11 protein-coding genes are annotated in these 14,274 nt (G+C 45.2%); 9 read left to right on the top strand and 2 right to left on the bottom strand.

The genetic code is table 11. The features are described from left to right. Positions 1–2 precede the first annotated feature (2 nt). The 7 genes from MHO32_RS16845 to MHO32_RS16875 are packed head-to-tail and all read left to right on the top strand — an operon-like array spanning position 3 to position 8,953. Positions 3–806: an ABC transporter substrate-binding protein gene (locus MHO32_RS16845; RefSeq protein WP_239213115.1), complete on the top strand. Its 804-nt coding sequence runs from the start codon at positions 3–5 to the stop codon at positions 804–806. Between the two features lie 3 nt (positions 807–809). After that, a complete protein-coding gene (locus tag MHO32_RS16850; protein WP_239213081.1) occupies positions 810–1,748 on the top strand; it encodes a type VI secretion system-associated FHA domain protein in 939 nt (312 codons plus the stop codon). After that, positions 1,748–2,230, top strand: coding sequence for a type VI secretion system lipoprotein TssJ (gene tssJ / locus MHO32_RS16855; RefSeq protein ID WP_239213083.1), 483 nt, complete (start codon positions 1,748–1,750; stop codon positions 2,228–2,230). The genes MHO32_RS16850 and tssJ overlap by 1 nt, the downstream gene beginning before the upstream one ends. 26 nt (positions 2,231–2,256) lie before the next feature. Continuing rightward, positions 2,257–3,588, top strand: coding sequence for a type VI secretion system baseplate subunit TssK (tssK, locus tag MHO32_RS16860; RefSeq protein ID WP_239213085.1), 1,332 nt, complete (start codon positions 2,257–2,259; stop codon positions 3,586–3,588). Between the two features lie 6 nt (positions 3,589–3,594). Continuing rightward, positions 3,595–4,848 carry a type IVB secretion system protein IcmH/DotU gene (gene icmH, locus MHO32_RS16865; protein WP_239213087.1) on the top strand — a complete coding sequence of 418 codons (1,254 nt, stop codon included), beginning with the start codon at positions 3,595–3,597 and terminating at the stop codon, positions 4,846–4,848. Further along, positions 4,845–8,234 (top strand): type VI secretion system membrane subunit TssM, encoded by a 3,390-nt coding sequence (gene tssM / locus MHO32_RS16870; protein WP_069687093.1) that lies wholly within the window; start codon positions 4,845–4,847, stop codon positions 8,232–8,234. The genes icmH and tssM overlap by 4 nt, the downstream gene beginning before the upstream one ends. Positions 8,235–8,236: 2 nt before the next feature. Continuing rightward, positions 8,237–8,953 carry a protein kinase domain-containing protein gene (locus tag MHO32_RS16875; RefSeq protein ID WP_069687092.1) on the top strand — a complete coding sequence of 239 codons (717 nt, stop codon included), beginning with the start codon at positions 8,237–8,239 and terminating at the stop codon, positions 8,951–8,953. A gap of 26 nt (positions 8,954–8,979) precedes the next feature. On the opposite strand, the gene MHO32_RS16880 is transcribed toward MHO32_RS16875, so the two are convergent. Beyond that, positions 8,980–12,126: an HD domain-containing phosphohydrolase gene (locus MHO32_RS16880; protein ID WP_069687091.1), complete on the bottom strand. Its 3,147-nt coding sequence runs from the start codon at positions 12,124–12,126 to the stop codon at positions 8,980–8,982. Between the two features lie 281 nt (positions 12,127–12,407). On the opposite strand from MHO32_RS16880, the gene MHO32_RS16885 reads away from it, so the two are divergent. Both MHO32_RS16885 and MHO32_RS16890 read left to right on the top strand, forming a co-directional pair. Then, positions 12,408–12,893: a type II secretion system protein gene (locus MHO32_RS16885; RefSeq protein ID WP_009696964.1), complete on the top strand. Its 486-nt coding sequence runs from the start codon at positions 12,408–12,410 to the stop codon at positions 12,891–12,893. A gap of 92 nt (positions 12,894–12,985) precedes the next feature. Next, entirely contained in the window at positions 12,986–13,435 is a 450-nt protein-coding gene (locus tag MHO32_RS16890; RefSeq protein WP_005451904.1) for a GNAT family N-acetyltransferase, read from the top strand. Between the two features lie 158 nt (positions 13,436–13,593). Here the strand turns inward: MHO32_RS16890 and MHO32_RS16895 are convergent, their stop codons facing one another. Next, positions 13,594–13,992, bottom strand: a complete 399-nt coding sequence (locus MHO32_RS16895; protein ID WP_005451902.1) for a GFA family protein — start codon at positions 13,990–13,992, stop codon at positions 13,594–13,596. Positions 13,993–14,274: the final 282 nt, after the last annotated feature.

Consider the following 14,274-nt stretch of genomic DNA (forward strand, 5'->3'; position numbering starts at 1 on the left):
TGATGTTTAGAAGCGTACATTCACCCCATCTCGTCACCACCTCGATACTTGTTCAAGAGGCGGCGGTCAGCTGTGGGGTGAGCTTTTTCCGCAAAATAACCAAGCTGGTTTCATCGCTGTTTATTTTGCTTTGTGCCCTATTCTCGTTTGAAGCTTGGGCGCAAGTTTGGATTGGTCCCGACCGATTGCTACTTGCGACTCACAAATGGGCACCGTACCAAACTCACCAGAATCAAAACATGGATGGGTTTGCGCTCAATCGCGTCAAATGCGCGCTAGGCGAAATGGGACAACCTTACCAACTGACCATGACGGAATGGTCTGACGCACAGCTCCACGTGCACAGTGGTCAACAACATGGTTTTTTCGTCTCGCCGAAAACCAGAGAACACGATAGCTACGCAACGTTGTCTGCTCCTATTACCGAGCAAAAGTTGCGTTGGTATTTTGGTCCCGGTGTAGAGCCTAAGCTTGATGATTTGTCAAAGTTGAACCTTAAGTTCTCGGCAGAATTTGGCTCAAGCACATGGTTTTGGCTGAAACGTAATGGATACAACGTCGTTAAGCAGCCACGAGATGCTAAGGTTTTACTAAGGCTTTTAAAACAAAGAGAAATTGACGTCGCACTGGAAGATGAAAGAGTGTTCCACACGGAAATAAGCCAAGCCTCTCTTCCAAGCGATTACTTCTATTCTCAAGTATTCGAAACCAAGCCCATGGGCGTGTATTTCTCTAACCGCTTTTTGGACAAATATTCTGGTTTCTTAACCGCTTTCAACACAGCGTTGGCTAAATGCGAGGGATAACAAGTGGCGATCAGCATACATTTGATTTCTGTACCCTCTGAAGAGGTGGTGACTTCAAGAGTCATCTATCTGCCCGAGTCTGGCGGGCAGTTTGGGCGTTCTGCTTCTTGTGAAGTGGCATTGCCCGATCAATCAAAACGCATCTCGCGTATCCACGGACAAATTCGTCTCACTGACACAGGTTATTTGGTGAAGAGTACCGGCAAGAACCCGGCTCGCCTTAACGATAAAGCCATGGTGAGAGATAAAGATTACCCACTCAACGATGGCGACATTTTAAAGATCGAAAGCTATTCAATGTTGGTATCAACACTCACGTCGAGCAAAGCGCCTGTCGAAGAGCAATCCGATGACCTCTTTGCGACCAAGTTCGACCTGCAACTGGAAGACAATGTCGATTTTCTCGATGAAGGAGACATCGTCGAACCCGTGAAATCGGAAGTTCATTACTCCCACCAGAATGTAATGAGCGATGACCCCTTCTCCTCCGACCCGTTTGAAGACATCGACGATGACGAACTGGTGGACCACTTTGAAGTGGATGAAGTGTCGAAACAGCAGCAAGCAATGGAGCGTTCTACGGAGATTGAGTATCTTCCGGGCGATCATCATCCAACATCAGAGCTGGAAGCCTCCATCGAAAAGCTAATTACGATTTCCGAAAAGAATCAACAATACCTTCGTAACCCACCGCTTGCACATGATGCTTTGTTTGATGCGTTAGACAAAACGCTCGATCAGTTCCTCAATGAGTTCGCACCGAACCAACTAGAGAATCAATTTAGTGAATTTGTGTCTGGCGGACTGTTCAGCAGCAAAGACAAGAAGTATTGGAAAATTTACCGCAAACATTTCCAACATCGACAAGACAACGGTGATTTTCGTCGCCAGTTCAAAGCGATGTTTATGGAAAACATGCAAAAGCAAAGCGAGGAAAGCTGATGAAGATTTGGCTAAGTTTACTCGCTTTCGCTTTGGTGGGGTGTTCATCCGACCCAACACCGGTTGTGACGCAATATCAATTGGCGGTAAGCGCAGAGAAGACGATTAACCCAAGTTCCAACAACAGTACCAATCCCGTGGTAGTGCGCTTGTATCAACTGACCGATGCCCAACAGTTTAAGCAATTGCCGTTTATCGATTTGTACAACGATGACGTGAGCCTTTTGGGCGCAAACTTGGTGTCGAAACAAGTTTTGCCTGTGGTAATGCCAGACAGCAATAGCAAACAAACCTTAGACATCAACAAGACCACTCAATACATCGGCGTATTGGTGGAATTTGCCGAATATGATGCAAGCACGGCGACGGTAGTAACAACCACGCCTCAGGAAGAAGAACAATATATCCAGTTAAAGATCAGCGGTAACAAAGCAGCATTGCAAACCGTGACACCAGATTCGCCTTGGTGGGATGTTTTTTAACTCGATTCAGTAGATAGGGAAATCTCGTGGACGCATATAAAAAAGTCGTTTGGCAAGAAGGCATGTTCATTGCCCCACAACACTTTCAACAACAAGACAGATACACACAAAACTACGTCAGACAAAACGTCGAAACGCTTGCTGGTTATGCCCCTTACTATGGCGTGACCGACTTGGTAATCAATCATGATCTTCTTAAAATTGGCAAGCTTTCCGTCTCTTCTAGCGCAGGGTTGTTCCCAGATGGCACGCATTTTGAGCTGAAACGCGAAGTCGCCAGAGATGTGCCGCACGGTACGATTGAGAGAATGGCTTACTTAGCACTGCCGGTCTCTCTACAAGGCAATAATGATTACGCCAACGATGAATCGGAACAAAGCCGCTATCTTACACGCACCATCAATGTGTTTGATACTTCAACCTCTGAAAACGCCAGCGTTGAGGTGGACGTCGCGCAGCTCAATATAGCGATTAAACTAGAAGGCGAAGACACTTCAGGCTTTACCCTCATACCTTTCGCCAAGGTGTTGGAATGCAGCGAAACGGGCGAAGTGATACTAGACCGTTCCTTTATTCCAGCGTGTTTGCACTATGGTGCATCACAGCTATTGGTTGAACGTTTGAAAGAGATTCATGCCCTCACGTCCAACCGTGCCACCAGCTTGCTCAAACGTATTCAAGCGGGACAAGGACAAAAGAGTCCGCAGTCGATGATGCAGGATTACCTGTGGCTGCAAACACTCAACACTTGGCTTCCGTGGTTTGATTTGTCTTTGTCGAATCCAAAGTTTCAAACCCATCAGCTTTATTTGGAGCTACGCAAGTTTGAAGCGCAAGTCATGGCATCTACACCCGCAATTCCAGAACCATGTCAACCGTTGGATTTCCATCGTCTGTACGATTGCTTTAATCCGCTTTTTTCGAATCTGCGCAATATGCTCACGCTGGTTCAGCAAGACTCTGTGATTGAGTTCGCCTTCGACACTTCATTGTTTGAGCGACGCCGCTTGCTGCGCACCTTGGTAAAAGATGGTCACAACCTGTCCGATCGCCGATTCGTTCTCAGTGTCCGTTCTAATATCAGCAGCACCGAGCTCAACGAGTTGTTCCCTGCAGCAGCCAAACTCAGCAGCAATAACAAGATTGTCGAGATCGTGCGTAATGCCCTTTCTGGCGTTCAACTGACGCCGCTTCCTGTTGCACCAAGCGAACTCAAACCGATGCAAGGCACAGCGTATTTTGAAGTGAATACGTCAGACCGCAATTGGTTAGAAATGATTGAAAACCGCGATGCACTGGCGCTGCACGTCGATACACGTGTTGGCGACCTAGAAGTGATGCTGTACGCACTGAGGTAGTAAGTTATGAACTATTTGGATGAAGATACCTTAGTTTGGGATAGCAGCGAAAATGACTTTGTGAGTAAAGATACCGACATGCCTGACGTCAAATGGCATCCGGTCAACGCTGCGCAAGCCAATATTGGGTTCTTACATCATTTCGATAAAGCCGAGAATCAGCTGATCAACATCAGTTCTGAGTTACTGGCTGTCACGCTCAAGATCAACACCTTGCCGGAGCCCGAAGACATCACCACGCTCAGGCATCAACTGGTGGCTTCCATCAATGAAATCAAAACCAAAGGCGCAGAGCTGACCTACCCAGTCGCCGTGATCGACAAGCTGTGCTTCCTGTATGCCGTGGTTTTGGATGAGTTGATTGTCTACACCGATTGGGGTGAAAAACGCGGATGGGAGAACAAAACCTTACTCAGTGAACTGTTTGGTATGCGCAACGGTGGTGAGCTTTTCTTTACTGTGGCAGAGAAAGCAGCGCGCCAACCGCACAAGCTGATCGACTTATTAGAAGTGGTGTATCTGTTTCTCAATATCGGGTTTAAAGGTCAGTACCGCGAAACGGGCAGCGAACAGCTAAAGAGTTTTACCTACCGCTTAGAGCAGATTTTAAGTCAGTACCGACAAGCCAGTGGAATCTATTGTCATACTAAGGTTTCGGTGCCTAAAACACGTAAACCAACGCGCAAGAAACGTTACCTTGTCACCACATTATTTTTCCTAACTATCATTGGTTTGAGCGTTGCTCTGACCTATTTCTGGTACAACAAAACCAAACCACAGCGGGCACGAGATTTTGTCCAGCTTGGTGAGTACAGCCAACGCTATATTGAATCTGGTCGTGCAGAAGACATCGTTTATGTCAGCACTGACGACGATTTAAAAGGCAATAAAGTCGCGGTAAATACCACTCAACCACCTCGTCCAGTGCCGAGCCAACCAAAAGCCGTGACGCCACAAGCGATAACTTCGGCGCCAGAAACGACGAGCAATCCAACGACGCCCCCTGCAGCGGACACTCATTGGTTGGTGCAACTTGCGACCTTCTCTAACCTTAAAAACGCCGAGAAGTTTATCGCCCAACTGCCGACATCCAACTATCAACCTGTCGCGGATAATATCAATTCATACGTTCGCGTCATTGTTCGATGTGACAACTCAGAACAAGCGAAAACCATCAATAACTGGTATCGAGAGAATGCCAACGTCAACGGCTTAGTGGTGCATAACAAAAACAAACAAAGCGAGGTTGAGTCACGATGACGCAAGACAACCCAAACACACCAACAAGAAAAAAGGCAATCATTTGGAGCCTTGTTACCCTTCTGCTTCTGGCAATCTTAGGCGGCTTACTGACTTGGTTTGTTGCGTATCCTGATTTCTTATGGGCAGGCGTCATCACGACGACCATTGTGGCGCTGCTCTCTGCTGGGCTGTGCTTTTGGTTAATCAACCGCAAGGTGAAAAAGAGTCTTGAGCAAGACCAAGAACGTGCACTAATCATCAAACGTTCCAAGTTACTCGCCTTCCACTTCAAGAAAATGCTCGGCGTACAAAAACGTAAAAAGCGCTTAACCAGCCGTTACGATCAGCCGATTTACCTGTTACTCAGTGATAACCCAGGCAAAGACAAAAGCATCATCACGCAGATGGGTTACGAAGCTTATAAGGTGGATGATTTTGGCAACGACATTGAGTTTCCAATTCTATTTTGGCTTAGTGAACACTCAATTCTCATTTCCGTCAGCATGGGCGACGATCAACAACCGCTTTACTTAAAAACACTGTGCCAGTGCCTCAATAAATTGCGTCCGAGACAAGCGATTAACGGCTTGTTGCTCACCACAGAAATTGAACAGTTAGTAGGTAATAGTGAAACCCTTTCACAAAAAGCCGACCAATTGAAATCGCAAATCAAAGCATTCAATCGTTCATTTGGTTTGAACTTACCTGTCTACAATGTCCTAACCAACATGGGTCAAGTGAGCGATTTCTGTCAGTTCTTTTCTGCGTTTGATGAAGCGAGACGCAATGAAGTGTTCGGCGCCACCAGCCCAGTGCAAAAACATGGTGGCATTGATGCCGATTGGTTCAATGACGAATACGACCATCTCATCGGTCAGTTGATTTCGAACATGAGTAACGCGTTGGGAGCACAGCTTAACCAAGATTTCCGCAATGCCATTTGTGGTGCTCCTTACCAATTTGGTCTGCTCAAACAGAATTTGTGGCACTTCTTACAGCGTTTACATCGAGGTGACCAATACACAGATGGGCTCAACTTCCGCGGCTTCTACTTTACCCACAGTGGCAGTGATTTCGCACAGCATGATTTACTGGCGAACGTGGTCAATCAATCCCTCGGCAATGAGCAATATCAGCAACACCAACAAATGCCCGTTCAACAAACCTTGTTTGCTCAGCATTTGATGTCTCATGTTGTGTTAAATGAAAACACTTTAGTTGGGGTTAACCGCCACAAAGAGAATTGGTTGTGGTTCAGCCAAACCGCCTACACCCTAGTTTGGCTCGGTTTATTGATTGGTACACTGACGATTCTCAAGCTCGACTTCGATTATCAAACCAATCGTGAAGCCAAAGCCGATGGCATGTTAGAACGTTACAAAGAAGCGATCGCAGCACAGCCATACAGCAAAGAAGATTTGGTGGGCAACATTCCAAACTTGTACACCATGCATCGCATTTACGCGCTGTATCAAGACCCCGAACCTTGGTATACATTGCCATTCCTACCGAATGCGACCATCAAACCAGAAGTTGAAGCGGCTTATACCAAAGAGCTACAACAAGTTTTGCTCCCTTCTATGGCACACACCATTGAGAATGACCTTTATGTGTATGTGAACTTGGAAGATCAAGCCAGAACGCTCGAATTGTTGAATGACTATCGACTGTTGTTTGATAAAAATCGTACCAACATTGAAGAGCTCAAAAGCTACTTCCTAGCAAACTTGGAGCACCAAGGCGAAGCGGACAAAACCAACGTTGCTCAGCTTAAAGTGCTGCTCGACGATGTGTTTAACCAGCACTTAGTGGCGACAACTGCCAATCAAGAGCTTGAGGGGTTGGCGAAGCAAGTCATCAATCAATCCAATATCGAGACGCTACTCTACCAACACATTTTGAACGATCATGCGTACGAGAAACGCATCGACGTGCGTAAAGAACTTGGCTCCAACTTCAGCCAAATATACCAATTCAAACCTGGTTACGTGGGTTACTTCGTGCCTTACTTGTACACACCGACTGGCTTTAACGAGCTGGATCTTTCGGTGGAATCTCCTCTTCTTATCGAAGCGTTATCCGCTTATGAAGGCATCGCAGGACAAGCCCCAAGTGCACTAGAAATGCACCGAATCAGCCACGACTTGAAGCGCATGTATCAGAACGATTACATCAATTACTGGCGAGATTTTATTAACAGCATCGAGGTGAAAACTATTTCCGGTTCTGAGCAATTGAATGCCAGCTTGAACGTGCTCAACAATGCCTCAAACAATCCAATGTCTAAGCTGTTTACCACCATCAGCAACTACACTTCGGTTCTTCTACCTGAGCCAAAAGATGCGAAGAAGAAAACCGATGAGGAGATTGCCGATGCTGCGCAAGACAACGAGAAGAAAGAGTCCGCTCGACAAATCACGCTGACGTTTAATGATTTCCACAAACAAGTGACGCCAGACGATCAGGGTAAGAAACCAATAGATTCCGTTCTGGAAGGTTTTGCGAACACGGCCAAATGGCTCGATCAGTTTTACAAATCCAACACGCCAGACAAAGTGGCTTACGAAACGTTATCTGCAGGTTTAAAAGCGCAAAATCCGGTCGCACAGTTGGCGTCATTGACCGATTCCCAGCCACCACTATCCGGTGAAGTGATTGACTACGTGACAGTGCAAACCAATGAGTTGGTGATGAACTTAGCTCACCAATATCTTAATAGTATGTGGAACAGCGAAGTCTACCAGCCTTATGAAAACACCATCGCGGCTTTCTACCCATTTAAGAAAAGTGCCAACAGCGATGCTAGCACCGCGGATGTTGCTGCCTTCTTTAAAACTGATGGCACATTGGACACCTTCTATCAAACGATGTTGAAAGGCTTCTCGACAGAGCAACGTGCGCCGTTTATGTCCGGCTTACTGCCAAATACCGGCTTTGCGTTAGATCCTGCGATTTGGCTGATGTTTGATAAAGCCAAAGACATTCGCTCTGCCCTGTTTTTAGCTGACCCGAAAAACGTCGCGATTCAATTCCAGATGAAACCAACAGAGATGAGCTCGGCACTGACTGAGTTTTCCATTCGGGCTGAAAAACCGATTTTCACCTATCAACACGGTCCGATGCTGTGGACACAACAAAGCTGGAAAGGTGATTCTGTCGCGCAAGATGCACTTACAGTGCGTCTACAAAAACAAGCAACGCCGATTGCCAATGAGCAATTTAAAGGCAGTTGGGCATGGTTCCGCTTGATTGAGCCGCGCGTCACTTCAACTTCTTCGCAAAGTACTCAACTTGAGTTTGATTACAATGGCGACAAGGTTCGCTTAACGATTAAAACTCAAGGTCAGAACAATCCGTTCGTGCCAAATTTCTTTGCGGGCTTTGTGTTACCTGCGAGCATTTAGTGATGAATACGTTCGCCAATCAAACCCTGTTTAGAGCCTGTGGCGTTACTTATGTAGCGCCTTTGAGCGAAAACGTGTTTCAGTGCGAGCACAAGCTTTATGGCACTGTGGTCATCAAAGTAGCGCGCAGCTTGGCTGAGAAACGGGCTTTGATGGCGGAAGCGGACTTTCTATCCAAATACGCGTCGGATTACTGGGCGAACTTTCATGGTTACGGCTCGCAAAACCACGCCGACTGGTTAATGAGCCAATACCTGGAAGGTAAAACACTTAACGCAATAGAACCTGATTTATTACCTCAAGATTTAATATCCAAGCTTGAGTTCGCTTTGCTAAACCTGCACAAAACGGGTTATCTGCATGGCGATATCAAGCCACATAACGTCATCGTGACGCCAAAGAACCAAGTTCGGCTTATCGACTTTGGCAGTGTGATTCGAGTTGATGCTAAATACCGAGAGCATTCACATACAACCGTTAGCCGAGCCTATAGTTCGACACGCCCTTCTCTTCGTATCGGTCAGGCAAGCAAGAACGATGATTTCTATGCCTTGGCAATGACCATACTCAGCTGTCGAGATCAACATCCCTTTGCAGGTCTCTCGTTACAAGAAGCGGCAGAACTGCTACCTCCTCCTAATAACGTTGAGCTACCAACGCGCTACCAAGTTCTGATACAAAAAGAGTGGCAACGAATGCGCCACTCTCTGAAGTTGTAGGGTTTAAACGCTCTAAGCTCTCTGGCTTACGCGTCTGATGATTTCGACTTCAGATACTTCTCAATATCCACCTCATCAACCTGTTCGGCTGGCATAAACTTGTTGGCATAGTCACGGTAAACCCCGCTTTCTAAGAACAATAAGAACAAGTCCATATCCAAATGCTCATCAAGTGCCATCTTGTACATGATGTCGACCGCAACACTCACTGGCTTGGCTTTCTTGTAAGGTCGATCACCTGCGGTTAGCGCCTCAAAGATATCCGCAATCACCAAGATGCGTTCTGGGGTTGATAAATCTTCTGCACTCAACCGACGCGGATAGCCTGTGCCTTTCAAGGTCTCATGGTGAGTCGAAGCGTAACGCGGCACGTTACTTAACTCCGGAGGGAATGGCAGTGCCCCCAGCATTTTGATGCCACTGATCATGTGCTCGTTAATTTTGAAGCGGTCTTCTGGTGTTAACGTCCCGCGGGAAATGGTCAGGTTGTACACTTCACCCAAGTTGTATTGATGCTCTGGTACTTGCACTTTAATGCCATACTCAGGATCAAATTCTAACGGGCGAACACGTTCAATAATATGGTCAGGCTTATCCGCTAAAAGGTTTTCAACCACGGGTAGCGTCACGTCGGATTTTGGCTTAATCATTTCTTCAAACGGAGAAAGACCAAGATGATCATCATAGTGACGCAACCAAGTTTGTTTGGCGATTTGTTTAATGCGCTCAATCTTATCGTCGCTCATAAACTCGCCACCCACGTTGGCGTTGGCAACAAACCGGAAGTCTTCGTCCAACTGAGCAACTCGTTGGTCGAACTTGGCTTGCGCCTCTTCTTTTGAAAGCTCACCAGTAGATATCGACTTCCACATTTCCACTTCAGCGTCTCGCCTTAGTACTTCGAAACGAGTGCGAATTTCATTGATGCGGTTATAGTTGGCTTCTAACTTAGTGCCTTTATCAACGATATGTTCTGGCGTGGTGATCTTGCCACAGTCATGTAACCAAGCCGCGATACGGAATTCACGTCGTTCATCGTCATTGTTGAACTTAAAGTCTTTGAACTTACCGGTGTCGCACTTCTCTACAGCCTCTGCCAACATCAAGCCAATTTCCGGAACACGATTACAGTGCCCCGCAGTATAAGGAGACTTATCATCGATCGCTTGCGCGATAAGGCGAATAAAGGCTTCAACAAACTCTTCTTGCTGTTGCTCGTGATGCTGAATCTCTTGCGTCATTTCGGTAACTGAGTCAGACAAGTCAGAAACTTCTTTGATACGCGTTTCTACCGGAGCTAATTGGTCAAATTCACGATTTTTGATTTTGATGGTTTCTTTTCGAAGCGCCAGAATCGGATGCACAATAGGTGATCCAACCTTCCATGCTAATGGAAACAAGATAACCATCACGATAGAGGTAAACGCAATAGCCTTGGATAATCGACTGGTGACAGCATCAGTAACGACTTGCTCGGAAACTAACACCGCAAAGTAGTCACTTGTTCCACGAGTAGATTGCAACTTAGTGATATAGAGAAATCGATGCTCTCCCTCAATGGTCACTTTGTTCATCGTGTCGTGTTTGTCTTTTTGGGTTGCTAGCTCATAGACTTCTGGATAAGGCGCAAAACTGCCTCGCCATTGATGGGGTTTAAACCACTTCTCTTCCAACGCGGATTGTTGTTCTGGTGTAATACTGTCGATTGCCTGATTGACAACTTGCATCAATCCACTGTTTTCATCTTGCATGAACACAGAAAATTCCAGAGGTGATTCCGTCAATTTTGTCACATGGATATTGGTAATTTTCACTAGTCGCTTCATCTCGACCATGGTTAGGTAACTGTCTACAAGGTATTCAATATCCCCCATGTGCAGCGCTCGTTTTGCTAAATCGAGATTAGGTTGTTCAACAATATTGAGTGTCGGATAACGTTCGAGTAACCACTCCTTCATTCCAAAGCCAGCGACGACGCCCACTTTTTGGTTCGTGAGTTCAGTTAGAGAAACGGGCATCGGAATATCGATTTTGGCTGCGATAGCCAGTTGTCCGTAAAATATCGGATGGCTCTTGAGACCAAATTCAGAGGGAGCACCAAGCACTGGCTGAAGTATATCTATTTCGGCATTGCGATACTTCTTCACCAATTCTGCAGAACTGAAGCCATTTACGAACTCCACTGCCATGCCCGTTTTCTCAGCGATGAGTTTTAAAACATCGATAGCATAGCCACCAGGCTCACCACTCTCGGTATAATCGTATGGTCCCCAATCATTCTGGTTGGACACAACAAACTCTTTATCATTCAATAATGCTTGCTGTTCTTTTGTTAAAGTTAACGGTGGCGATGTCGGAATTTCAACCTCTTGAAATACGTTGATGCTTGAAGCGATCACTTCACCTCGATTGTTAAAAATGAACGACTCTACGCCATCATCTTTTTTCATTCCGAGTTCAGTCGCTGTGATTTTCTCACTCAGAGACGAGAGCACGGTATCGACACCGATCACTGCGCCTTTATTACTGCGAACAGAATAGGATTGACCGGTGATTTTTAAATGCTGAAATAAGTAGGGATCGGTCTTGTAGACACTGTTTTTTGAGGCATTGTCGAACCAAGGTCTCCGAGATGGATAGAAGTTACTACTTTGTTTTGTAGTACGAACCAGCTCAAGCGACTCTGAATAAAATAAGGAATATCTTGTTCGCTCTTCGCCTTCTCCTACAATTTTGATAACCGCCCAACGTTCATCAGGTGCCGCTCCTATTTTTCCTCTAACAATTGAAGAAGATTCCAAGTTAACTACTTGAAAGAAGAACTCTTCCTGATTCGCAAAGTAAATACTGTAAAAGACAGGGTTATCAATCAAGGTTTGGGTAAATACGTGCTGAATTTCATCTTCACTAAATTGTGTATCACTGTAATCAGCTACACTCCGCAGTATCCCCGCACTACTTGTTGCACTCGCATCAATTTGATGGATATGGTTACTGACGTCTTTAGCCGTCATGGTTAAGCGCGTCAAAATATGTTCCTCTGACATCTGCTTACCAAAGTAGTATTGCATACCAACCCCGAGTAACGCAGTCACTGCAGTAGCAAATATGAAGAGACTTCCGACGGTGAACTTAATCGAAAACTTACGAGGAGAACCTGATTTAGTTTTCATGCGATAACGCCCTCCAATGGCATTGACGACAAGAAAATTCGCTACCTATGTTGGCAACTTGAGGCATATTAATATCAAGTCTAGTACATATTTTTCATAGACTTGCACAAGGAGCGACCAAAAGGTTATTAATCGGCAAGTACCACTATCGCAACCACAGTCTCAGTTCTTTCATAGGTTTCGACTGTTGAAATAATCGGTCATCTCAAATTTATCCTAAGCACCTAGCTCGCTAACATTACGCTTCTTTTGTATGCCCCCTCTATCTGTAAGAAATATCTATGAAGCAAAAAGGATTCTCCTTAACCGAAGTGACTGTAGCGCTTATTCTCTTAGCCATAATAAGTTTGTTTTCAGCACCACAAATCATGCAGAAGCAACGTCAAGATCGACTCAACAGCTTGGAATCTTTTATCGACAAATTTCATGACATCAACCAGGAGATGATGACACACGCTAAGAGTCAAGGTGTCGCAGAAATGCCGTTAGCAAAACTGTCAGAACTGAACATTTATGTCAGATTGGGAACGCTAGCGTTGGATGATTTCAATGTAGAGAAAGCGATGGGCGTGCAAGGGTTGAACCTTGCCAATATCGGACCGACCGAGAAACCGTCATTACTTATTTACTTAGGCAAGGAAAAGTCACCTGAACAGATAAAAGAGTCAGGTTGTTTCCTCAGTATCAGCCGCCCATCTCACGGCGCTACGAGTCTAACTGCAACTACGAATAAGTTAACCATCACAAAGTTTTACGACTATTGCTAGAGCTCCATTTTAGAGAGATTAGATTACTACGAAATCTTATTCTTCAATCGGCGTATGCTAGCTAATGTCTTATATACCCTTAAGGTTTTATTATGATCGTCGTGAAAAAAGCAGGTGTCTCTGATGTCAAAAAGGTCTCTCCTCTTTACCTAAAATATCTTGAGTTTTATCAAGTCGATGTTTCAGGTAAAGACCCAGAGTCTTTTATCAAAGCTCGTATTGAGAATGAAGAATCAGTCGTGTACTACGCAACGGATGAAAGTGGGCGGACGCTCGGTTTTGCGCAGCTTTATCCACTCTTCTGTTCGCTAGAAATGCGTAAGATTTGGCTTCTGTACGATTTGTATGTGGATTCATCACAGAGAAAACGAGGGATTGGTGAACGCTTATTGGAACAAGCGGACCAACTGGCAAAAGAGACCGACTCTGCCTTTGTTATGTTAAGCACTGGTATTGATAATAAAACCGCACAATCCGTGTATGAGAAACACGGTTACGTACGAGATGTCGAGTTTTATAACTATGTTCACATGCTTAAGTAATCAAACGAGCACATGAGCAAAGAGCGAAAAGCCGAGTTAATACTCGGCTTTTAATGATCAACTTACACCACTTTGTACTTGCTGATAGACAATCAAAAATAAACCTGCAAATACCGCTACTGTCAGTAAAACCTTTAACCAGAGAAACTTCATTTTATCTACTCTTCTGGCGCGTATTGGTCAAAAACTTCTTGAGCTGTCATTTTCTTGCTGTGTGGTTGCAGATCATAGTATGCGGGCTTCTCATCAGTGAAGATCTCTAAGCTTAATTTGAAATCTGGCTCATTAAATAATCCCGCAGAAAGAATATATTCATCTGTTGCCAACAAGTGGTAATAGATATTCGTGCCGCATTCACCACAAAAACCTCGTACTGCCCATTGGGATGATTGATAGCGTTTAGGCTCAGCACCGTTAAATGTCACACCGGGACCACAATGCACCGCATGCAGAGGTCCACTTGACCACTTTCGACACATATCGCAATGACAAAAGCTCACTTCATTGTGTTGAGGTGCGGTCACTTCAATAGCGCCACATAAACATGTTCCTTTCATCTCTATTCCTCCCTATTCAACCTCCATCATTATGGCGGTTTTAGACACTCCATTGATGTGACCAACCTAGTCTTTCACCACATTCTTTGATGAGTATATTTGCGTGAACTTTATGAACAAAACGTCGTTTATGCTCAATATTCTCTTTATCTACGCATTAGAGACATCACGTTAACACCTTATTAACCTTTAACTCATCACTAGCGAGTCACCCTACCTTGCTAGGAGAACAAATAATAAGACTCTTCAAAACAAGAGAGTCACCAACATAAGGAACGTGAA

It is taken from the genome of Vibrio sp. MMH1-50 (genome assembly GCF_022347645.1).
In the GTDB taxonomy this organism is placed as follows: domain Bacteria; phylum Pseudomonadota; class Gammaproteobacteria; order Enterobacterales; family Vibrionaceae; genus Vibrio; species Vibrio harveyi.